The following is a 21,961-nucleotide window of genomic DNA, read 5'->3' on the forward strand; positions in this document are numbered from 1 at the left end:
GAAGTACACCATGTTGACAGAAGCAAGCAGCACATCCGTTCCACGTCCAGAATATCCAAGACCCCAATTTGCCCGTAAGGATTGGCTTAGCCTAAATGGAGAATGGGATTTTACGTTTGATGATGAAGATGTCGGTGAGGAAGAACAATGGTATCGGACGGACACAAAGGGTTTATTTTCACGGGTTATTCAAGTGCCCTTTGCGTTTCAGAGCAAGCTGAGCGGGATTGAAGATCCTTCATTTCATGATGTTGTGTGGTATAGAAGAACTTTTGAAGTTCCTGAGGGTTGGAATGGGAAGCGGATTGTCCTCCATTTCGGCGCCGTTGATTATTTGGCAAAAGTCTGGGTGAATGGTCAGCTGGTGGCCGTGCATGAAGGCGGACATACACCATTTCAGATCGATATCACTCCTTCGCTGCTCAAAGGAAGGAATACCATCATACTGCGCGCAGAGGATTTCAGCCGCGATGTCACCTTGCCGCGGGGCAAGCAATATTGGCTGGAGCAGTCTGCTGCCATCTTTTATACCCGCACAACCGGAATCTGGCAGAGTGTCTGGCTTGAACCGCTGTCTGCAGTGCATCTGAGTAAAACCATGATGACACCTGATATTGACCGCAATGAAATCCGGCTTCGAACCTTTCTGCAAGGATTTAAGTCTGCTGATCCGCTCAAGCTGCGCATAACGGTATCGTATGACAGTGAAGTAATTGCGGAAGATCAATATATGGTCATGAATGCTGAGCAGCTGCGCACTATCGGCTTGGGTGATTTTGCGGATCATGGTCTTGGACGTTTATGGAGCCCTGAGCATCCGAATTTGTATGATATTCAATTCCAATTGCTTCGGAATGAGGAAGTAATTGATGAAGCAGTGAGTTATTTCGGCATGCGTAAGGTGTCGATTGAAAATGGCAAGCTATGCTTGAATAACCGCTCATATTTCCAGAGACTGGTGCTGGATCAGGGATACTTCCCTGACGGGATACTAACCGCACCTACAGACGAAGAGTTGAAACGGGATGCCCAGCTGACGAAAGAAATGGGCTTTAACGGGGTGAGAAAACATCAGAAGACAGAAGATCCCCGGTTCCTGTATTGGTGTGATAAGCTCGGCCTGCTGGTATGGAGTGAGGCAGCCAATGCTTACGAATATTCCGAGGAGTATGTCCGCCGTTTCACGAAGGAATGGCAGGAGATCATCGAGCGCGACTATAACCATCCTTGTATCGTGACCTGGGTTCCGCTTAATGAGAGCTGGGGTGTTCCCAATGTCCAGATTGATACACGCCAGCAGCAGCACGGATTGGCTATGTATCATTTAACGAAATCCTTGGATGAGATGAGACCTGTTGTGTATAACGATGGGTGGGAGCATATGACTACAGATTTGGTGACTATTCATGACTATGAGAGCCATCAGGCAGTGCTGGAGGAGAGATATGCCACGGCAGAATCTTCTGTAAATGCGATGCCGGCCAACCGCAAAATATTTGTCGGTGGAGCTTCGTATCAAGGCCAGCCGATTCTCGTATCCGAGTTTGGTGGAATTGCCTTCAAGAAAAGTGAGTGGGAGGGCTGGGGTTATTCTGGGGCAGAGAATGAAGAGGATTTCCTGATGAAGCTCAAGGCTGTGGTTGACCCGATGTTCACTTCCCCGGTGATCCAAGGGTATTGCTATACCCAGCTGACGGATGTCGAGCAGGAAATCAACGGACTGCTCACCTATGATAGACAGCCCAAAGCTCCGCTTGAAGCGATCCGCAACATCATGATGCATATCCAATAAATAACATTTACTAAAAGGAGTTACACCATGACACAACAAGCAACGCTTCCGCGTCCTGAATATCCCCGCCCTGGCTTTGTTCGACCAGAGTGGATCAATCTGAACGGCCAGTGGCAATTCGAAATTGATCATGGCAAAAGTGGGAAGGAGCGCGGATACCCTGTTAACGATCATAATCTCTCAGGGACAATTACTGTGCCCTTCTGTCCGGAAAGCAAGCTGTCCGGTGTAGAATATAAAGATTTTATGGCTGCTGTATGGTATAAAAGGGAGTTTACCGTACCGGAGAGCTGGACAAATGGCAGAGTTATCCTTCATTTTGGCGCCGTTGATTATATGGCGGAGGTCTGGGTGAACGGCGTATCCGTAGGTACGCACCGCGGAGGATATACTCCGTTTAGCTTTGATATTACTTCTAATCTTTTAGCGGGAAGTAATGTGATTACTGTATATGCTGAAGACGACGTTCGATCGGGACGACAGCCACGGGGCAAGCAGAGTGAACAGTTCCATTCGCACGGCTGTGATTATACACGCACTACAGGAATCTGGCAGACGGTATGGCTTGAGCAAGTCCCTGAAACCTATCTGTCTAATCTGAAAGTTGTCGCTGATCCCGACAATGGCTGTGTGCACCTAGAAATGAAGGTACAAGGGAACGCTGCGGGGGACACGCTTAGGGCCACTGCTCTTTATGGCGGCAAACCCGTTGGGGACAGCAGTGTGATCGTTTCCGGACCCTCTATAAAACTTACGATTCCGCTATCAGAGATTCACTTGTGGGAAGTTGGAAACGCCAGATTGTATGACCTGAAGTTGTCCTTGCATAGTCAGGGACGGGAGAGTGACGTGGTCCATTCTTATTTTGGACTCCGCACGGTACGACTGGATGGGATGGCATTCCGGATCAATGGGAAATCCGTATTTCAGCGGTTAGTTCTGGATCAAGGTTTTTATCCGGAGGGAATCTATACCGCTCCTACTGATGAAGATCTGCGCAGAGACATCGAAATCTCAATAGGGCTTGGCTTCAATGGCGCGAGGCTTCACGAGAAGATCTTTGAACCGCGTTATCTTTATTGGGCTGACCAATTAGGTTATCTTGTCTGGGGAGAGCATGCCAATTGGGGGCTGAATATTACTGGAGCGGATAGCCTGACTCACTTCCTGCCGGAATGGCTCGAAGGTATGCAGCGTGATTTCAATCATCCCGCGCTGATCGGCTGGTGCCCTTTTAATGAGACCTGGGACCGGGACGGTGCGAAACAGCATAACCCCGTGCTCCAGATTGTTTACGACGTAACAAAACGTATGGATCCAACACGTCCAGTAATTGATACAAGCGGCAACTTCCATGTGGCTACAGATATCTTCGATCTTCATGACTATGACCAGAATCCGCAGACGTTCCGGGACAGATATGAACCGATGAAAAGTGGCGGAGAAGTATTCAATACCTTCCCGGATCGCCAAACGTATGAAGGTCAACCTTACTTCATCAGCGAGTATGGCGGAATTTGGTGGAACCCGCAGCAGAAAGATGAAAAATCATGGGGGTATGGGGACAGACCGACCTCAGAGCAAATGTTTATCGAACGCTACGAGGGGTTGACGAATGTTTTATTAGATCATCCGCTGATGTTTGGATTCTGCTATACCCAGCTGTACGATGTGGAGCAGGAAGTCAATGGACTGTACACTTATGACAGACAGCCGAAGTTCGACCCCGAGCGAATCCGCGGCATCAATGCGCGTAAGGCTGCAATTGAAGATTAGAGGCGCTACGTAACTATTCATTCGAAAGGAATGTGATAGATTATGAAAGTGAATTTCCGGCAAAAATGTCTGGTCGCCTTAAGTGTTCTTCTTATTCTTCCAATGGGGAAGGTGACCCTAGCTGTCTCTGATCATAATGACTTTTACAACGTGGTTATGCAGGACGGGGCGGACCCATGGGTGTATAAACATACAGATGGCTTCTATTATTTCACCAAAACAACAGGTGGCAATGTTACCCTCTGGAAGTCAGCCCAGTTGACCACTATTGATGCAGCGCCTACTAAAGTTGTCAACACAGGCGGTAGCGGCATCTGGGCGCCTGAGCTACATTATATAAACGGAGCTTGGTATATCTACTATGCGATGGACGACGGAGATAACGTAAACCACCGCATGCATGTAATGGAGAACACAGCAGCAGACCCGATGCAGGGAACTTGGCAGTACAAAGGCCAGATCACAGATTCAAGCAATAAGTGGGCTATAGACGGTACTGTGCTGCAAGTGAACGGCGAGCTGTATTTTATCTGGTCCGGCTGGGAGGGGAATGTTAATGTGCGGCAGAATCTCTATATCGCGCATATGAGTAATCCCTGGACCATTGATTCCGAACGCGTAGAGATTTCAAGACCAACGTATAGCTGGGAAACGAATTATTCCCCAAATGTGAATGAAGGACCGCAGGTGATTATAAATGGAGAAGTCATTAGTTTGGTCTACTCGGCAAGCGGAAGCTGGACTAATGATTATTGTCTGGGACTAATCACCGCAGACATCTCCAGTGATCTGTTGAATCCGGCATCATGGAATAAACGCAATCAGCCTATCTTTTCCTCAGGCAATGGACTTTACGGACCTGGACACCATTCGTTTACTAAGTCTCCTGACGGCCAAGAGGATTGGATCATGTACCATGTCGCCAAATACAACAACGCTGGCTGGAACCGCGAGGTGCGGATGCAGAAATTCAGCTGGAATGCTGATCATACACCTAATCTGGGCATTCCCGTTGACCCTAATCTTCCGATAACTTTGCCTTCAGGTGAAACCATGCATACCCGCTACGAAGCGGAAAAAGGGACATTTGGCGGCGATGCCTATGCCTCTTCGAGTCCCAAGGGCTCGGGTGGGCTTAAGGCGGGTCATATTGATACGCCGGACAGTTACGTGGAATTTTCGGTTGATGCGGCAGCCGCAGGCGAGTATATTCTTTTGGCTCGAACGGCGAATGGAACGGCTGGCGGGAATTGGTCGAATTTTCAGCTTAGTGTCAATGCAGGACCTTCCAGCCCATTCTATATCACCAATAAAGGGTGGGAGAATTGGGGGCTGTCCACAGCCCGGGTTCAACTGAAGGCAGGCATGAACAAGCTTCGTTTTACCAAAGGCGAAGGTTACGGAGAAATTGATTTCATTGATATTAAGCCATTGTGAATCGAACAATCCTAAGAGACATATGAAATGGCTTCCGGTTTTCCGGAGGTCATTTCTAGGTGAAAGGGCTTGTAGGTGTAATTGTTTTTCATCTCATTAAGAAGTAAGATTAGGATAATTATTAGGATACAAGGAGAGCTGATTTGTGCTGGAACTTAGCTTAAACGACCCGGAAAAATTAGTCACAGTAACGCATGCTTTATCAACTCGTTCTAGGGTTGATATTCTTCGGCTCTTAAACTCCAAAAACTTAAATATTATTGAAATCGCTGAGAGGCTGAAGCTTCCAGTGTCGACGGTAGCAAGCAATATTAAAGTATTAGAAGCAGCAGAGTTAATTCATACAGAATTGCTTCCGGCTTCACGCGGGGCAATGAAAGTTTGCAGCCGGAATTATGATGATCTTCATATTGCCTTGAATTTGAAAGAACCGATGTCAAAGGGATTAACTCATGTCTATGAAGTAGAGATGCCGATCGGCCATTATAGCGACTGTGAGGTATCTCCTACTTGCGGAATGGCTAATAGCGAGGGTCTTATTATCAAAGAAGATGAACCGTCGAGCTTTTATCACCCTAAACATGTCAACGCCCAGCTGATCTGGCTCCGCAAAGGATTTCTGGAATATTTGCTGCCTATGGATATCCCCTCCGGAGCACAAATTGAATCGCTGGAATTATCCATGGAGATCTGTTCGGAAGCTCCGAATTATGACCAGAACTGGCCTTCGAACATCTCTGTATGGGTGAATGGATCGGAGATCGGCATGTGGACCAGTCCCGGTGATTTCGGTGACCGGCGGGGCAAGCTGAATCCGAACTGGTGGTGGGATGGATCTACACAATACGGGTTTCTCAAGACCTGGCGTGTTGACCATGAAAAGACGACACTTGATATGGAGAAGGTGTCGAATGTTTCCTTAAATGATCTTCTGATTAACCGGAGCCCTAAATTGCGGCTGCGCATTGGAATCAACCCTGATGCAGTTCATCAAGGCGGACTTAACCTGTTCGGGCGCCAGTTTGGCGATTATGAACAACATATTATGATGAAGGTAAAATATACCATGGATCAGGATGAAGTAGAACTTTAGCTTAGGAGATGAACAAAGCAAGGCGGTTCCTCGGAAACGAATCTTCGTATCCAAGGAACCGCCTTGCTTTGTTTGTTCTGGATGTAAAGCTAGAGTGTGCGCCGTAGGGCGGCACGCTGAAGGGTGATCATCCAGTCAACGGACGGCTCAACCAGCGGGTGAAAGAGCCGTTTAACGGACGGCTGAGCCAGCAATACGGTGAATAATACGGCGGTGAGCAGCAGGACTACTGCCCCAGCAGCATTGCCAATATAGGTGTAAATCCCGGAAACGGCAGCCAGACGAACGATAAAACCATGAAGCAGGAAAACATACAACGTGCGGCGCCCCCAGTCGGTCATGCGGCTCGCTCCGTAAGGTACGAGGCCGAGGAAAGCGAGTGAAGCGACAATTTGTAGTCCGTACAGTCCCAGACGGTATACGCCTGCATACCATACATTGGCATCAAGCTGCATATAGGTCATGCTGCCATATAACCAGCCAAAGGGAAATCCTACCCCCCATGCGGCCATGATGGCAAGGAGTAGAATGGAGGCGGCTGCTGCAAAGATTTTGATATATTTCTGATAGAGCTTGACGAAGGTTTCGAAGGAGAAATGATAGCCGATAATGAAAAAAGGCAAATATACAAAGGTACGGCTGATGCTAAACCATACACCGTCCAGCTGGAGATATCCGACAGCCACCCCCGCTGTTACAGCGAAGAGGAGCTTAGCGGTTATGGACCATCTGCTCATACCGAGCATCAGGAGGCGCCAGCAGGCATGACTGGCCAGAAACCATAGGAGCAGATAGGGTGCGAAAATGGAATGCTGGATGTTGCTTACATGAAAGAGGGAAACGTCGAGTGCGGAATATAAGCTTTGAAAAATGAGGTATTGCAATCCAATTTGCAGCAGCATTTTGCGGCCGGTAGTTCCGGCAAGGCTTTTTCTGGCGAAATAGCCGGTCACCAGTACGAACAGTGGCATGTGAAAGCTGAAAATCCACATATATAATCCGTGTATTCCGCTCATTTTGTTAATCAGAGGTTCAATTGCATTACCGGCAAAAACAGTGATAATAAGCATAAAACGCAGGTTGAGAAAAAAGGTTTCTCCGCGCGTTTCCAGCGAGTTTTCCCCTACCATGATTTAGCCTCCAAATTATGCTGTATGCAAATTAATTTAATTTTAAAATACTAGATTTTCTTTGATTTAATTGTGAATTAAGTCACAATAGAAAGCGTATCATGTGTGCGAAATGTGGCGATGTGTTGAAGGTTGTTAGAATAGAGGGATTCCACTATAATTTTTATATGCATTAACATCTGGGAGTGGAACATGTTGAAGAGAAGAATAACTAAGCGTCGCGTCGCTATTTTTGTATTGATTATTTTAGTTGTAGCTGGGTTGCTGATATGGAAGTATTTAACGCCATATGCACCGGCTCAAGAAGCCGAAACCGCACTGATTTCAAGTGGTGGAGTTACCGTCGAACAGAATGATAATTGGATTTCGTTCGAACCTTCCATTACTAAAGGCGCCTCGATTATATTTTATCCTGGGGCTTTGGTTAAACCGGAAGCTTACTCCCCTCTTGCGAAGAGCGTCGCTGCTGCAGGGCATCCCTTCTACATCGCCAAAATGCCGTTTAATTTAGCCGTAACGAAGGGGGATGCCGCAGAAGAGATTATTCGTGTACATCCGAAGCAATCTTTTGTGCTGGGTGGACATTCACTTGGGGGTGTCATGGCCTCACGTTACGCAATTGAGCATACGGACCAGCTGGAAGGTGTATTTTTCTTAGCCTCTTATCCAGATGAAAAGGGCAGTCTACGAGAGACTACTTTGTCAGTGTTATCAGTTGTGGGTACTGAGGATCAAGTGATTGACAGAGACAGCTACAACAAAGGGCGTTCCTATCTGCCAGATAATACAGTTTATAGTTCAATTTTAGGTGGGAATCATGCGCAATTTGGCAGCTACGGGCCTCAGAAGGGGGACGGCGAAGCCACAATATCTGAGCAAGAGCAGCAGAGTCGCACAGTAAGTGCCCTGTTGGATTGGCTGGGAAATCTGAGGTAGTTACGGGTCATTCAACAGAGGGAGGAAACAATTCATGCCAGTATTACACATTAACGATGAATGCGTTCCCTGCTCTGGAATATTGTTTGATAAAGACGGGACGTTACTCGATCTATTAGCCACCTGGGGGAATTGGGCGGAGCTTGTGCTGCGCGGACTGGAAGATCAACTAGCGATCATGGGAGCGGGATTTATTGTAGAGCGCAGCAAGGTGCTGGGTACGCAACATGATCCGCAAGGGAAGTTAATAGGGTACGACCCGGCGGGGCCGCTTACCATGGCTACAGAGGAAGAAAGTTACGGTGTACTCGCGTGGCAGCTATATGCAGCAGGAGTTCCTTGGAATGAAGCGCTGACCCGTGTGAAAAGCATAACTAAAAACGCAATGTACGAATTACGCCGACGCCGTATGGCACAGCCTTTAGCGGGACTTTATTCTTTTTTGGAGCAATGCTCTGCGGCATCCCTTAAGCTTGGCGTGGTTACCTCCGATGGGGCAAAGACCACTGGAGAGCATTTGGAATGGCTTAATGTGGCAGGCTATTTTGATTCGGTAGTTACTAGGGACAGGGTGAAAAACGGAAAACCCGCTCCTGAAATGGCTGAATTGGCCTGCCGGGAGCTAGGGCTTTCGCCTGAAGAGACGATTATTATTGGGGACAGTAATGCCGATATGCAATTAGGTAAAGGTGCAGGGCTTCGCCTCGCAATTGGGATTTCCGCCAGTGGTGATGGGGAGCACCTTATAGACGCAGATGTAATCATTTCCGGTTTTAATGAGCTTCGGATCACTTACTGATCAGCTAATAAAAGGAAAGGATGTGCTACTTAGCATGGATCAATTGCAGACACTTGCTTCTTGGATCAAAGAAAGTGACAACATCGTTTTTTTCGGAGGGGCGGGTACGTCGACAGAGAGTGGAATTCCCGATTTCCGCTCCGCAGCTGGATTATATCAAACTCAGCACAATTCACCTTATCCACCTGAAGTGATGCTGAGCCGCACTTTTTTCATGTCCTCACCGGACATTTTTTTTGATTTTTACCGCAGTAAAATGATTCATCCAGAGGCCCGTCCGAATGGTGCGCACCAGCTACTAGCGGAATTGGAACAGCAGGGGAAGCTGAAGGCGGTGATTACGCAAAATATTGACGGCCTGCACCAGCAGGCGGGTAGCCGTAGTGTACTTGAGCTGCATGGTTCGATCCATCGCAACTATTGTATGGACTGCTCACGGTATTACGGGCTGGATCAACTGCTGGAAATGACTGAGATCGTTCCTCGCTGCCCGGAATGTGGCGGAATTATCAAGCCGGATGTGGTTTTATATGAAGAAGAATTGGATCATTCCGTGCTTATGGGCTCTGTCGCTGCGATTGCCTCTGCAGATATGCTTATTATTGGCGGAACCTCGCTAACGGTTCAGCCTGCGGCTAGTCTGGTGACTTATTTCCGGGGCAAACGTACGGTGCTGCTGAACGGAGATCCCACACCTTATGATGACCGGGCGGATCTGCTGATTACAGATCGAATTGGAAAAGTAATGGGCAGTGTCAAGGATCTATTAAGCTAGATGGAAAAAGCTGTCCTTTGGTTTCTCTTGCCAGATTATTATTACGCTCAGAAGTTTAAAGATAAGGTAGGCTCACAACAGCGTGTAATGAGAGGCAGGGATAAGCAATGGTATATGTAGCAGACGATAAACGGTATGACAACATGCGTTATAATCGTTGCGGGAACTCAGGTCTCAAGCTCCCAGCAATCTCATTAGGATTATGGCAGAATTTTGGTGGGATCGATAATTACGAGAACGGCAGAGAAATGATCACTCGTGCTTTTGATCTTGGAATTACCCATTTTGATCTGGCCAACAACTATGGTCCACCAGCTGGTTCAGCAGAAGAGCTATTCGGTAAAGTTCTCGCCAATGATATGTTTCCTTATCGTGATGAAATAGTGATCTCTACAAAAGCAGGGTATAACATGTGGCCCGGCCCTTATGGCGAATGGGGTTCACGTAAATATATGCTGGCTAGTCTGGATCAGAGCCTGAAACGGCTAGGCCTAGATTATGTTGATATTTATTACTCTCATCGTCCAGACCCGGAAACACCGCTTGAAGAAACCATGCAGGCGCTGGATTATGCGGTACGTTCTGGCAAAGCTTTATATATAGGACTATCCAACTATAATGCGGAGCAGACGGCTGAAGCCCTCAGCATTCTAAAAAGCCTGGGCACACCGCTCTTAATCCATCAGCCTAGTTATTCTATGCTCGATCGTTGGATTGAGGGTGGCTTACAGGATGTACTGGAACAAAGTGGTGTAGGGAGCATCGCTTTTACACCCCTGGCTGAAGGTTTGTTAACCAACAAATACTTGAATGGTATTCCAGAGGGATCAAGGGCTGCCAAGCCGTCTGCCGCCTTGAATGAGAGCCGGATTACACCGGAGGTGCAGCGGAGGATTCGTGCACTTAATCAGCTTGCGGTTTCGCGAGGACAGAGTCTGGCTCAGTTTGCACTGGCTTGGACACTCCGGGGGGGCAAGGTTACTTCCGCCCTAATTGGAGCAAGCAGAGTGGATCAGATTGAAGAGAATATAGCTGCTTTAGCTAAGCCTGATTTCAGTCCAGAGGAGTTAGAGCGGATTGAAACGATTCTAAAGACAGAACTATAGCGTATTGAACACAGTAACAGCCCGGTTCCTTAAGTTAAGGAAGACGGGCTGTTGTTGTAAGGTGGATTTATAAATTAAAGGTCAAACTAACGTTCAGGTTTCTCTGCTTGTCTCGTTGTAGTCATCCGGTAAGCCGTCGGTGACTGGGCACAAAACCGTTTGAATTGGCGAGAGAAGTATAAAGCATCGGTGAGCCCCACGGATGCTGCTACCTGTTCCACGGACAGCTCCGGTCGTTCACGCAGCAGCTGTCTGGACTTTTCAATACGCAGCTTCAGCAAGTAGGTCACCGGAGATAATCCGGTCTCTTGCTTAAATACACGGGACAGGTAGGCTCGATTATAACCCAGCGTATCACACATTTGTTCAATAGAGACCGGGTGCGCATATTGAGAAGCCATATAGTGGATCATTTGCTTCACAGTACGCTTAACCTGTGATTCTGTTCCGGGAAGACGGGAGAAGGAAGAGAGCAAATCAGCTGCCTCGCCGACAATGAGATAGAGATACCCAAGCGAAGTCAGATGGGCACTTTCTTTGTTGGCGTTGAAGGCTTGCATGATGCTGGACAGGGCACCTGGAATGAGGCTTTCACCTGTTGTGGTCACCACGGGTTGTTGTGGTGTGAACCCCGTCTGCAGCACCAGATCGTCAGCTTCGCTGCCAGTAAATGCTGCCCAGCGATAGCACCAGGGCTGATCTTTATCAGAGACGTAACTGACTAATTGTCCCGGATGGATCAAGAAGCAGTCTCCTTTACCCAACTCATATTTATGATGTTCTGTACGGAAAACACCCGAGCCAGATTCTATGAAATGCAGCAAATAATAATCATAGATCTTGGGTCCAGCTTGATGCATGGGCAGTGTCTGACTCTGGCCGGCAAACAGTACATGAAGGTTCTGTTTATCGTAATACACGGGATTGGATCCTACGGAATAAGTATGCTCCATTTGGGACAGCCTTTCTTGTGTTAATGTCATTTAATGGATTATAGTTTAGAGAGTAACAGTAATATATGTAATTATTATATTATGGGAAGTCACATTTATCCATACATTACACACATGATTGCATTATCAGAGGATGAGTGAATCTATTATAATGAGTACATAAAGAACGCTTTACTAATTCCCACTGGCTGAAGCAGCGAAAGGATGGAGTGGTATTAATGAGCATGCAGGAACTTAACAACAAATTTATTGAAAAATATGGGGTGAGCGAGGAAGAGGCTAAGGTGTTTTATGCACCAGGGCGTGTCAATCTCATCGGAGAGCACTTGGATTATAACGGCGGATATGTACTTCCCGCAGCTTTGGAATTCGGTACAACGCTGATTGTGCGTCCACGTAGTGACAGCAAAGTGAATTTTGCATCGACTAATTTTCCTTACGAAGCTTCTATTGATTATAGCGAAATTGGCAAGTCCAAAACTGGTGAATGGATTGACTATCCGATTGGGGTAATGGTTGAGCTGGATAAGAAAAGCACCCCGGTATCCAAAGGGTACGATCTGCTGTTCCATGGCGATATTCCGAATGGAGCAGGCTTGTCCTCCTCGGCATCTCTTGAAGTCGTTACTGCTTATGCGTTCCTGACTCTCGAAGGCGGCGATACAGACACTGTTGAGATTGCACTTTTGTCCCAGCGTGCGGAGAATCAGTACGTAGGTGTAAACTCCGGAATTATGGATCAGTTCGCAGTTGCTAACGGCAAACGCGATCATGCAATCCTGCTGATGTGCGACACACTTGAGTACAATTTGGTACCATTCATCACAGGTTCATACAAATTGGTTATCGGCAACACGAACAAACGCAGAGGGCTTGTAGATTCCAAGTACAATGAACGTCGTCAGCAGTGTGATGAAGCATTGGCTATTTTGCAAAAAGAAGTGCCTTCGCTAGCTTATCTGGCACAGCTCAATCGTGAACAGTTCGAAGCACATCAAGATAAAATCACAGACGAAATTGTAAGACGCCGCGCTCGCCATGTCGTGGAAGAGAATCAACGCGTGCTGGATTCCGTTGAGGTATTAAAAAACAATGATCTGAAGCAGTTTGGACAGTTCATGAATGATTCGCATGCGTCCTTGCGCGATTTGTATGAAGTTAGCTGTGCAGAGCTTGATATTATGGTTGAAGAAGCTGGACGTATCCCAGGTACACTCGGTTCCCGTATGACTGGCGCGGGTTTCGGAGGTTGTACAGTATCTTTGGTACATGAAGATGATATAGAACGTTTCATTCGTGAAGTTGGTGAAGCCTATACCACAAGATCTGGTTTGGTTGGCGAGTTCTACGTTTGCGGCATCGGTAATGGTGTCCAAGAATTGAAGGGAGTGTAATCAGATGGCGATTTTAGTAACAGGTGGAGCAGGGTATATTGGGTCTCATACTGTAGCGGAGCTGCTGGATCGTGGCGAAGAAGTGGTGGTCATCGACAATCTGCTAACAGGGCATCGTGAGGCGTTGCTGGGTGGCAAGCTGTACGAAGGTGATCTGCGTGATAAAGAACTGCTGGGTAAGCTGTTCGCTGAAAATGAGATTGAAGCGGTTATCCATTTTGCCGCAAGCTCGCTGGTCGGAGAAAGCATGAAGGACCCTGTAAAATATTACGACAACAATGTATATGGTACACAGTGTCTTTTGGAAGCTATGCAAAAAGCTGGCGTAAACAAGATCGTATTCTCGTCCACAGCTGCAACCTACGGCGAACCGGAAAAGGTGCCGATTGAAGAAACAGATCGCACTGAACCGGCCAATGTGTATGGAGAAACTAAGCTGACCATGGAACGGATGATGGCTTGGTTTGATAAAGTACTGGGCATCAAATATGTAGCATTGCGTTACTTCAATGCAGCTGGCGCACATGCCAGTGGCAAAATCGGTGAAGACCATCGTCCAGAAAGTCATTTGGTGCCGCTGGTATTGCAAACGGCTTTGAAGCAACGTGACAGTATCGCTGTTTTCGGAGATGACTATCCTACAGAAGACGGTACTTGTGTGCGCGACTACATCCATGTCAGCGATCTGGCTGACGCCCATGTCCGTGCGGTAACTTACCTGCGCAGCGGAAGCAGCAGCAATATTTTCAACCTGGGTAATGGACTTGGATTCTCGGTAAAACAGGTGATTGAAACGGCGAAGAAGGTTACTGGACTTGAAATTCCTGTAGTCATTCAAGAACGCCGTGCCGGCGATCCTGCTGTGCTGGTAGCTTCCTCCGACAAAGCGCGTAGCGTCCTTGGATGGAACCCGCAGCATGCAGATTTGGAAGATATCATTCAAAGTGCATGGAACTGGCACTCTGCCAATCCGCAAGGATACGGAGAATAAGGGACTTTAGGTTAGCTTATCTTGAACTTGAGACCCTACTTAAGGAGAATTAAAATGCACAACGAGAATAAGATTACGCCTGCTGGCCAGAAAGCATTACATGCGATTGAGCAGCTTGTTCTGTTCGCACTGCGCCAGCAGCTTATAGCTCCATCCGATGAAGATTATAGCCGTAATGTGCTGCTCGAACAGTTTGGTTTCAGTGAGCCGCTTGTAGGTGACATCGATCAAAGTGCATTGGAAGGGCCGCAGGCTCCACTCGATGCACTGATTGATTATGGTTTTGAAATCGGATTGATCCCAGAGAATAGTGACACTTACCGTGACTTGCTGGACGCCAAGATTATGGGACTTCTCATGGCCCGTCCTTCGGATGTAAATGCTGAATTCTATAGTCTGACTGCTGAAAAAGGCATCTCCGCGGCTACAGACCGTTTTTATAAATTGAGCATTGATTCGAACTATATTCGGATGGATCGGATCTCCAAGAATGTCTACTGGCTGCAGGATTCGCCGTACGGAGACATTGAAATGACGATCAATTTGTCCAAGCCTGAGAAAAATCCGAAGGAAATTGCGATGGCTCGGCTGCTCCCGCCGCCAGTCTATCCGAAATGTCTGCTGTGCCGTGAGAATGTAGGTTATGCCGGACGGATCAATCATCCGCCGCGCCAGAACCTGCGTATCATTCCGCTTAACCTGAATAATGAAAAATGGTTCTTCCAATACTCGCCATATGTTTATTACAATGAGCACTGCATTGTATTCCATCATGATCATGTGCCAATGAAGCTTACCAAGGATACCTTGAAGCGGCTGCTTAGCTTCGTGGAATCATTTCCGCATTATTTTATTGGCTCAAATGCAGACTTGCCGATTGTTGGCGGCTCTATTCTGACGCATGACCATTTTCAGGGCGGACGCCACACGTTCCCGATTCAAAAAGCGCCTAAGGAAGATACATTTACACATGCTTCTTATCCGGGTGTCAGCATTAATATCGTAAAATGGCCGATGTCCGTATTGCGCTTAAATGGTGAAGATCCTGCGGTTCTACTGGAATGCGGAAATGCGCTTTATGAAGCTTGGAAAGCCTACAGCGATCCAGAGGCGGAAGTGCTAGCCTTTAGTGAGGTTGACGGTGAAGTACAACCTCATAATACCGTTACTCCTATCGTCCGCCGGGCCGAGGACGGCAGCTTCGAGATGGATCTTGTGCTGCGGAATAACCGAACTAATGAGCAATATCCTGAAGGGATTTTTCATCCACACCGGGAAATGCATCATATCAAAAAAGAAAACATCGGCTTGATTGAAGTTATGGGACTGGCGATTCTGCCGGGCCGTTTGAAGGAAGAACTTGATTCCATCGCAGGTATTCTTGCAGGAGATCAAGCGCTGTTAGAAGCGGTGAAGAATGACCCTAGTCATTCTCTTGCGCAGCATGCGGCTTGGATTCAGGAGCTGGTGGAGCGATTCGGAACTGCACTGCAACACGAGGAAGCGCTCAAGATTGTGCAGAACGAAGTTGGCATCAAGTTTACGCATATTCTTGAACACGCTGGCGTTTACAAACGGACTCCAGAAGGTCAAGCGGCTTTCCGCCGTTTTGTAACTAGCTTCGGTGCTTTGTAGTAAGTGAATTTAGATTTAAGGATGTCCTCAAGCCTATGGGCTTGGGGCATCTTTTTTTATTCGGAATGACGAAATCCAGCCACCTAATTTGAATGCGGGTAACCAGAGGTTTATAATACGAAGGAGTAAGACATTATGAATTAACTACTGGAGGTTTACACATATGCGTAAATTTGAATTTTATAATCCTACCAAGCTGATTTTTGGACAGGGTACCCTTGAAGCCTTGAAGACGGAGGTTCCTAAGTACGGTAAAAATGTGCTTTTGATGTACGGTGGCGGCAGTATCAAGCGTAGCGGTTTGTACGATAAAGTAGTTGCTGAGCTGAGTTCAATAGGCGCTACAGTGACTGAACTCTCTGGAGTAGAACCCAATCCACGTCTTTCCACAGTACATAAAGGCGTAGAGCTGTGCCGGGAGCATAATATTGACCTTGTTCTCGCAGTAGGGGGCGGAAGCGTATTGGACTGCGCAAAAGCTGTTGCTGTTGGAGCGAAATATGATGGTGATATGTGGGACTTTGTAGAGCGTAAAGCAGCGGCCCAAGACGCGCTTCCACTGGGCACAGTGCTGACAATGGCTGCTACGGGATCTGAAATGAATAACGGCTCCGTAATCACAAACGAGGTTACTAAGGAAAAAATGGGCTGGGGCAGCGTGCATGCCTACCCGGCATTTTCGATTCTTGATCCAGAGAACACTTTTTCTCTGCCACGTGATCAGACCGTTTATGGCATGGTGGATATCATGTCACATGTTCTGGAGCACTATTTCCATACAGACGGCAATACACCGGTACAAGACGGTTTCTGTGAAACTTTGCTGCGCACTGTAATTGAAACCGCGCCGAAGCTTATCGAAGATCTGAATAACTACGAGCTGCGTGAGACCATCATGTACTGCGGTACGATGGCGCTTAACGGAATGGTCAGCATGGGTTTTGCCGGAGATTGGGCGACTCATAATATCGAGCATGCAGTATCGGCTGTATACGATATTCCGCATGGCGGAGGTTTGGCGATTTTGTTCCCGCAATGGATGAAATATAACCTCAGCACAAACCCTGCACGTTTCCGCAAGCTTGCGGTAAATGTGTTCGGAGTTGATCCTGCTGGCAAGACTGATGAAGAAATCGGGTTGGAGGGTATCGAGGCTCTGCGTAATTTCTGGGATTCCATCGGTGCTCCGAAGACACTTGGTGATTATGATATTGATGACAGCGAGATCGGCAGTATGGCTGACAAGGCTGTTCGTTTCGGAGCGTTTGGTAATTTCCGCAAGCTTGAGCGTGAAGATGTAGTTGAGATTTATAAAATGGCTTTGTAAGTAACTCTTCTACGGAAAGAGACCATATTTCTTTATTCTAGAAGCCGCAAAAGCATGTCAAAGAAGCGATTCCTCGTTATGGAGGAATCGCTTCTTGGTGTTTATGGTCTAGTGTGACTTGCTCCTCTTACGGTACTTTTCTGTCGCTCTCATCACAAGGTTTCGCTGCCGCTGACCGAACTCCACTGCGGCTGGCGGAACCTCCGCTGCCGCAGACCGTATCTCGCTGCGGCTGTCCAAACCTCCGCTGCCGCTATCCGAACTCCGCTGCCGCTGACCGTGTCTCGCTGCGGCTGTCCAAACCTCCGCTGCCGCTGACCGTGTCTCGCTGCGGCTGTCCAAACCTCCGGCTACCGCTGTTCACACCTCGACTGCATCTGACTAACCTCCGTTGCCGCTGACAGATACCCACTGCCGCTGACCGCTCCTCATCTATCACTGTTCGTTCCCGTAATCTAATCCGTCGACCGTCCTCCACAGTCTTACGGACCCAGCTGCCGTTATTTGCGAATTTTCAGCCTTTTGAGTAAGGTTTCGGACACCAGAGACACTATTGCTTCGAAATGACCTCATATTTGCTGGTTTCAATGCCAATAGAGGCTATGCGGTCCGATAGCATACCAAATGTCGGATAAAACGGCGAATAGGGTCTGCTGAGTCCGTTGGGCCGAAGGAGCATAAGCAGCATAAGCAGCATAAGCAGCATAGCCCCTTCATACGCGCGAGAGTGTTACCCAACCAACTAGTGTTTGTAATCTCCCTCAACTGATTCCTCTACCAATATACGGCCTACCCTTATACGCCCTACCTACGGACCCAACTGACGTTATATGCGAATTTTCAGTCTTTTGAGCAAGTTTTCGGACACCAGAGACACTATTGCTTGGAAATGCTCTTATATTTGCTGGTTTCAATGCCAATAGTGGCTATGCGGTCCGATAGCATACCAAATGTCGGATAAAACGGCAAATAGGGTCTGCTGAGTCCGATGGGCCGAAGGCGCGTAAACAGCATAACCCCTTCATACGCGCGAGAGTGTTACCAACAAAAATCAGCGCCTCAGTAACTATTGGACGTCCTTTAGGACAACCCCAGCACATGTAATAAAATAGTGTCAATGTGCGCATGCTTATCCTCTGAATGGAACTTATTTGGGTGAATATCCAAAGATTGTGAAACCAAGGACCTACTTTGTACGTTTAATGTAATATGACAGTCCTGATAGAAGACAGGAGGAAATAAAAATGCAAACGCTGTATTTAGGCTGCTTGGCGCTAGGCGTCATATTTGCCATAGTCAGCGTCCTGGTGGGCGATGTGATCGGAGATGCCTTGCATGGGGCCTTTGATTTCGTATCTGTAGATTTTCTGAATCCCACCGTGCTGGCAGGAGGAATAACCGTGTTCGGCGGAGCGGGCATTCTTCTAACCCGGTACAGCGCTCTGGAAGCTGGGGCGATCATTGCTTTGTCTTTGTTAGCCGCCGCTTTTTTGGGAGTACTTATGTATCTAGGGGTGGTTAAGCCCATGGAAAAAAGCGAAATGTCCAATGGTTTCTCAATGAGTGATCTGCCTGGTAAGATCGGGGAAATCACAATTCCTGTTCCCGCCACTGGTTATGGTGAGATTATGGTAAAGTTTGGCGCCGGCAATAGCCTGCATACGGCAGCAAGCTTTGATCATGAGCTGCTTCCGGCAGGGATTAAAGTTGTTGTAGTGGAGGTTAGAGAAGGCGTTGCATTGGTGTCAGAATTCGAAAAGAGAAGAGGAGTGGATCTTTAATGTTCGGTATTCCTGAGTATTTGTTAGTCCCTGCTGTTGTCGTTGCTGTTTTGTTTGTGCTAGGTATCGCATTCTGGGCACGTTACAAAACGGTTGGACCCGATGAAGGGATGATCGTAACGGGGTCGTTCTTAGGGAAAAATCATATTTCAGACGATGGTTCTGGTCGTAAAATAAAGATTGTACGCGGGGGCGGTGCCTTTATACTCCCAGTCTTTCAGAAGGCTGAATTTATGTCGCTTCTTTCTCATAAACTCGATGTGACGACCCCGGAAGTATACACCGAACAAGGGGTTCCGGTTATTGCCGACGGCGTAGCGATCATTAAAGTGGGTAGCTCAACGGAAGATGTGGCGACAGCTGCTGAGCAATTTATGGGCAAACCGATTGAAGCACTGAAGAGCGAAGCACAAGAAGTTCTTGAAGGTCATCTGCGGGCCATTCTCGGTTCGATGACCGTTGAGGAAGTATATCGTAACCGTGACCGCTTTGCGCAAGAGGTTCAAGGCGTGGCGGCACGTGATCTTAAGAAAATGGGTCTGCAAATTGTTTCCTTTACCATCAAGGATGTGCGAGACAAACATGGATATCTAGAGGCACTGGGTAAACCGCGGATAGCTGCTGTGAAGCGGGATGCAGAGATCGCTGAAGCAGAAGCAGTGCGGGATGCGAGAATTCAAAAGGCAAACGCAGAAGAGCAAGGGCAAAAAGCTGAGCTGCTGCGGGATACGAATATTGCCGAAGCCTCTAAGGAAAACCAGCTTAAGGTGGCTGCGTTTAAACGGGATCAGGATACAGCGAAAGCGGAAGCCGACCAGGCTTATCATATTCAAGAGGCACGTGCAAAGCAGACCGTTGTTGAAGAACAGATGAAGGTTGAGCTGGTACGTAAGGAACGTGAAATCGATTTGCAAGCCAAAGAAATTCAAGTTCGCGAGAAGCAGTATGATGCTGAAGTGAAGAAAAAAGCAGAAGCGGATCGTTATGCAGTAGAGCAAGCGGCGGAAGCCGATAAGGCGAAGAGAATGCGTGAGGCAGATGCCTTGCAATATAGTATTGAAACGCAAGCAAAAGCGACATCTGAGCAGAAGCGTCTTGAAGGTCAAGCGATGGCGGATGCAGAGCTGGCTAAAGGTACAGCGGATGCTGAGGTTATCCGGTTGCGCGGTCTAGCGGAAGCAGAAGCCAAAGAGAAACTGGCGGAAGCTTTCCAGAAATTCGGCGAAGCAGCGGTGCTCGACATCATCGTCAAAATGCTGCCTGATTTGGCTGGCCAAATTGCGAAGCCGCTAGCATCTATTGATAAACTTACCGTTGTAGATACCGGTAATGGGGAAGGTGCAGCCCGGGTCAGCAATTATGTGACTCAGCTAATGTCCACCGCTCCAGAGATGCTGAAGAGCGTCTCAGGGATTGATGTAGAGGCACTGATCAAGGGGCTGACCACTAAAGCTTCCGGAAGCAAAGGAGCATCAGTTACACCAACCGCAGCAGTTGCCCCTGTAACTTATATTCAGCCATCAGTAACATCCAGTGCAGCCAGCGAGACTTTAACTTCTCTGCCTGAACAAAAGGAAAAATAGTTTAATGCAAATTATATTGATTTAATTTACTTAAGGTATGACTGGCAAAGCTGCTGGTCATACCTTAATCTTTATGTGTTGATCTAAAACAGACAACATGATAAACAGCTCGTGCGTATACAGGTGATTTTTGGTGAAGGCTTATAGCTTATCGAAATACCATGGGAATTATTGTATAAATGGACATCGTCGCTTTCACTGGTGTTTAAAGATTTTTTCAGGTAAAATAAAAGCCTTTAAGGCTGTTCACTCTGATCTACTAGATTAGTAAGGACACAGAGTGTTCTTCTAATATGCAATTCTTGGTGTTATGATGGTAGCAAAGCTTGTATTTATCGTACGATTTCTTATTGCGAATGCTGCTGGAAGTTAGGTGTTTAGAAATAAAAGAGGTGTCAAAAATGAGTAGCATAACAGTGGCGAAGGTGTTAAATAACAACGTTATCATTGCCCAGCATCCTCAATATTCTGAGGTTGTAGTTATCGGTAAAGGGATAGGGTTTAACCGCAAGCTGCGTGATCAGATTAATCTATCCTCCGTGGAGAAGATGTTTATTCTTCGTAGCCAGGAGGAGCAGGAACAATATAAACAGCTTCTTCCCCAAGTGGATGAGAAGTTGATTGAGGTCGTTCAAGAAATAGTATTACATATTATGCATTGTAACCGTCAGCCGCTTAATGAGCATATTCACATTGCACTTACCGACCATATTTCTTTTGCTATCCGTCGTTTTGAACAAGATATCCCAATTCATAATCCATTTTTGTATGAAACTAAGGAGATTTATCCTGAGGAATATAAGATGGCAGAATATGCGATTGGACGGATCAATGAGGCTATGGGCGTGGAATTGCCGGTGGATGAGATAGGTTTTGTGGCTCTTCATATTGTCAGCGCACTTAGTAATAGGCAAATTTCCGAGGTTAGACAACATTCTCTCTTGATTGGAGAGCTGGTTGGGTTAGTCGAGAATTATCTGGACTATCGAATCCCACGGGATTCACTTGATTACTCAAGACTGGTAACCCATCTGCGATTTGTTCTAGAAAGATTACGCCGTGGAGAGGCGGTACAAGAGACCTCAACCCTGGATGGACTCATGAAACGGGAGTATCCTGAGATGTATTCGTTGGCTTGGAAATTAACAAAAATTATCGAACAGCGTGTGCGAATTCCCGTGTATCAAGCTGAGGTAAGTTATTTGACGATTCACCTGCAGCGTATTGCCCAGAAAAAAGTGGACGAACAAGATATGGACAAGAATGGTGAAGCTCCTTAAAGTGCAAAAGTTGTAACAAATCATGGTTTCAAAAAAAACGCTTGCTACTTAAAAAAAACGATGCTACAATGTTCACTGTCATCAACAAAACAGAATATCGAGCGTGTAACTGATTCGATCAGGCATGAGTGAATTACAGTATTTTGGTTGTTAACCCCCTTCTTGGGGCAATC

18 protein-coding genes are annotated in these 21,961 nt (G+C 47.1%); 15 read left to right on the forward strand and 3 right to left on the reverse strand.

Annotated elements, in window-relative coordinates:
* Positions 1 to 10 precede the first annotated feature (10 nt).
* From NSQ66_RS08100 to NSQ66_RS08115, 4 genes are all read left to right on the forward strand, one after another.
* Positions 11 to 1,792, forward strand: coding sequence for a glycoside hydrolase family 2 (locus NSQ66_RS08100; RefSeq protein WP_076141370.1), 1,782 nt, complete (start codon positions 11 to 13; stop codon positions 1,790 to 1,792).
* Positions 1,793 to 1,819: 27 nt separating this feature from the next.
* A complete protein-coding gene (locus tag NSQ66_RS08105) occupies positions 1,820 to 3,568 on the forward strand; it encodes a sugar-binding domain-containing protein (protein ID WP_076141371.1) in 1,749 nt (582 codons plus the stop codon).
* Between the two features lie 42 nt (positions 3,569 to 3,610).
* A complete protein-coding gene (locus NSQ66_RS08110; protein ID WP_076141372.1) occupies positions 3,611 to 5,005 on the forward strand; it encodes a family 43 glycosylhydrolase in 1,395 nt (464 codons plus the stop codon).
* Positions 5,006 to 5,150: 145 nt separating this feature from the next.
* The gene (locus tag NSQ66_RS08115) at positions 5,151 to 6,098 is read left to right on the forward strand and encodes an ArsR family transcriptional regulator (RefSeq protein ID WP_076126345.1); all 948 of its coding nucleotides are present in this window, start codon (positions 5,151 to 5,153) and stop codon (positions 6,096 to 6,098) included.
* Positions 6,099 to 6,187: 89 nt separating this feature from the next.
* On the opposite strand, the gene NSQ66_RS08120 is transcribed toward NSQ66_RS08115, so the two are convergent.
* A complete protein-coding gene (locus NSQ66_RS08120) occupies positions 6,188 to 7,228 on the reverse strand; it encodes a fucose 4-O-acetylase (protein WP_076141373.1) in 1,041 nt (346 codons plus the stop codon).
* A gap of 192 nt (positions 7,229 to 7,420) precedes the next feature.
* Here NSQ66_RS08120 and NSQ66_RS08125 point away from each other — a divergent pair, with 192 nt between their 5' ends.
* The 4 genes from NSQ66_RS08125 to mgrA all read left to right on the forward strand — a co-directional run bounded on the left by NSQ66_RS08125 (position 7,421) and on the right by mgrA (position 10,844).
* Positions 7,421 to 8,164: an alpha/beta hydrolase gene (locus NSQ66_RS08125; RefSeq protein ID WP_076141374.1), complete on the forward strand. Its 744-nt coding sequence runs from the start codon at positions 7,421 to 7,423 to the stop codon at positions 8,162 to 8,164.
* Positions 8,165 to 8,198: 34 nt separating this feature from the next.
* Complete coding sequence (locus NSQ66_RS08130) at positions 8,199 to 8,963, forward strand: HAD-IA family hydrolase (protein ID WP_076104931.1); 765 nt, start codon at positions 8,199 to 8,201, stop codon at positions 8,961 to 8,963.
* A 34-nt stretch (positions 8,964 to 8,997) separates the two neighbouring features.
* Positions 8,998 to 9,738, forward strand: a complete 741-nt coding sequence (locus NSQ66_RS08135; protein WP_076104932.1) for an NAD-dependent protein deacylase — start codon at positions 8,998 to 9,000, stop codon at positions 9,736 to 9,738.
* Between the two features lie 107 nt (positions 9,739 to 9,845).
* Positions 9,846 to 10,844 carry an L-glyceraldehyde 3-phosphate reductase gene (mgrA, locus tag NSQ66_RS08140; protein ID WP_036680989.1) on the forward strand — a complete coding sequence of 333 codons (999 nt, stop codon included), beginning with the start codon at positions 9,846 to 9,848 and terminating at the stop codon, positions 10,842 to 10,844.
* A gap of 86 nt (positions 10,845 to 10,930) precedes the next feature.
* Here mgrA and NSQ66_RS08145 read toward each other — a convergent pair whose 3' ends face one another.
* The gene (locus NSQ66_RS08145; RefSeq protein WP_249267705.1) at positions 10,931 to 11,827 is read right to left on the reverse strand and encodes an AraC family transcriptional regulator; all 897 of its coding nucleotides are present in this window, start codon (positions 11,825 to 11,827) and stop codon (positions 10,931 to 10,933) included.
* A gap of 188 nt (positions 11,828 to 12,015) precedes the next feature.
* Between NSQ66_RS08145 and NSQ66_RS08150 the strand changes: the two genes are divergently transcribed.
* From NSQ66_RS08150 to NSQ66_RS08165, 4 genes are all read left to right on the forward strand, one after another.
* Positions 12,016 to 13,191, forward strand: coding sequence for a galactokinase (locus tag NSQ66_RS08150; protein ID WP_036680992.1), 1,176 nt, complete (start codon positions 12,016 to 12,018; stop codon positions 13,189 to 13,191).
* A gap of 4 nt (positions 13,192 to 13,195) precedes the next feature.
* A complete protein-coding gene (gene galE / locus NSQ66_RS08155) occupies positions 13,196 to 14,182 on the forward strand; it encodes a UDP-glucose 4-epimerase GalE (protein WP_036680993.1) in 987 nt (328 codons plus the stop codon).
* 54 nt (positions 14,183 to 14,236) lie between these two features.
* Positions 14,237 to 15,817: a UDP-glucose--hexose-1-phosphate uridylyltransferase gene (locus tag NSQ66_RS08160; protein WP_036680995.1), complete on the forward strand. Its 1,581-nt coding sequence runs from the start codon at positions 14,237 to 14,239 to the stop codon at positions 15,815 to 15,817.
* A gap of 163 nt (positions 15,818 to 15,980) precedes the next feature.
* The gene (locus tag NSQ66_RS08165; protein WP_036680996.1) at positions 15,981 to 17,144 is read left to right on the forward strand and encodes an iron-containing alcohol dehydrogenase; all 1,164 of its coding nucleotides are present in this window, start codon (positions 15,981 to 15,983) and stop codon (positions 17,142 to 17,144) included.
* Positions 17,145 to 17,397: 253 nt separating this feature from the next.
* On the opposite strand, the gene NSQ66_RS08170 is transcribed toward NSQ66_RS08165, so the two are convergent.
* Complete coding sequence (locus tag NSQ66_RS08170; protein WP_339279648.1) at positions 17,398 to 17,622, reverse strand: hypothetical protein; 225 nt, start codon at positions 17,620 to 17,622, stop codon at positions 17,398 to 17,400.
* Between the two features lie 766 nt (positions 17,623 to 18,388).
* Between NSQ66_RS08170 and NSQ66_RS08175 the strand changes: the two genes are divergently transcribed.
* From NSQ66_RS08175 to NSQ66_RS08185, 3 genes are all read left to right on the forward strand, one after another.
* Positions 18,389 to 18,925, forward strand: a complete 537-nt coding sequence (locus tag NSQ66_RS08175) for a hypothetical protein (RefSeq protein ID WP_036683577.1) — start codon at positions 18,389 to 18,391, stop codon at positions 18,923 to 18,925.
* The gene (locus tag NSQ66_RS08180) at positions 18,925 to 20,508 is read left to right on the forward strand and encodes a flotillin family protein (RefSeq protein ID WP_283160350.1); all 1,584 of its coding nucleotides are present in this window, start codon (positions 18,925 to 18,927) and stop codon (positions 20,506 to 20,508) included. The genes NSQ66_RS08175 and NSQ66_RS08180 overlap by 1 nt, the downstream gene beginning before the upstream one ends.
* 401 nt (positions 20,509 to 20,909) lie before the next feature.
* On the forward strand, positions 20,910 to 21,788 hold the full coding sequence (locus NSQ66_RS08185) for a PRD domain-containing protein (RefSeq protein WP_036683575.1): 879 nt from the start codon (positions 20,910 to 20,912) through the stop codon (positions 21,786 to 21,788).
* Positions 21,789 to 21,961: the final 173 nt, after the last annotated feature.

Source organism: Paenibacillus sp. FSL H3-0329, assembly GCF_037963285.1.
GTDB classification, from domain to species: domain Bacteria; phylum Bacillota; class Bacilli; order Paenibacillales; family Paenibacillaceae; genus Paenibacillus_AQ; species Paenibacillus_AQ odorifer.

Excerpts from the sequence above, each read along its gene's own strand:
- NSQ66_RS08100 (WP_076141370.1), top strand. The coding sequence starts at position 11 with ATGTTGACAGAAGCAAGCAGCACATCCGTTCCACGTCCAGAATATCCA.
- NSQ66_RS08105 (WP_076141371.1), top strand. The coding sequence starts at position 1,820 with ATGACACAACAAGCAACGCTTCCGCGTCCTGAATATCCCCGCCCTGGC.
- NSQ66_RS08110 (WP_076141372.1), top strand. The coding sequence starts at position 3,611 with ATGAAAGTGAATTTCCGGCAAAAATGTCTGGTCGCCTTAAGTGTTCTT.
- NSQ66_RS08120 (WP_076141373.1), bottom strand. The coding sequence starts at position 7,228 with ATGGTAGGGGAAAACTCGCTGGAAACGCGCGGAGAAACCTTTTTTCTC.
- NSQ66_RS08125 (WP_076141374.1), top strand. The coding sequence starts at position 7,421 with ATGTTGAAGAGAAGAATAACTAAGCGTCGCGTCGCTATTTTTGTATTG.
- NSQ66_RS08130 (WP_076104931.1), top strand. The coding sequence starts at position 8,199 with ATGCCAGTATTACACATTAACGATGAATGCGTTCCCTGCTCTGGAATA.
- NSQ66_RS08135 (WP_076104932.1), top strand. The coding sequence starts at position 8,998 with ATGGATCAATTGCAGACACTTGCTTCTTGGATCAAAGAAAGTGACAAC.
- mgrA (WP_036680989.1), top strand. The coding sequence starts at position 9,846 with ATGGTATATGTAGCAGACGATAAACGGTATGACAACATGCGTTATAAT.
- NSQ66_RS08145 (WP_249267705.1), bottom strand. The coding sequence starts at position 11,827 with ATGACATTAACACAAGAAAGGCTGTCCCAAATGGAGCATACTTATTCC.
- NSQ66_RS08150 (WP_036680992.1), top strand. The coding sequence starts at position 12,016 with ATGAGCATGCAGGAACTTAACAACAAATTTATTGAAAAATATGGGGTG.
- galE (WP_036680993.1), top strand. The coding sequence starts at position 13,196 with ATGGCGATTTTAGTAACAGGTGGAGCAGGGTATATTGGGTCTCATACT.
- NSQ66_RS08160 (WP_036680995.1), top strand. The coding sequence starts at position 14,237 with ATGCACAACGAGAATAAGATTACGCCTGCTGGCCAGAAAGCATTACAT.
- NSQ66_RS08165 (WP_036680996.1), top strand. The coding sequence starts at position 15,981 with ATGCGTAAATTTGAATTTTATAATCCTACCAAGCTGATTTTTGGACAG.
- NSQ66_RS08175 (WP_036683577.1), top strand. The coding sequence starts at position 18,389 with ATGCAAACGCTGTATTTAGGCTGCTTGGCGCTAGGCGTCATATTTGCC.
- NSQ66_RS08180 (WP_283160350.1), top strand. The coding sequence starts at position 18,925 with ATGTTCGGTATTCCTGAGTATTTGTTAGTCCCTGCTGTTGTCGTTGCT.
- NSQ66_RS08185 (WP_036683575.1), top strand. The coding sequence starts at position 20,910 with ATGAGTAGCATAACAGTGGCGAAGGTGTTAAATAACAACGTTATCATT.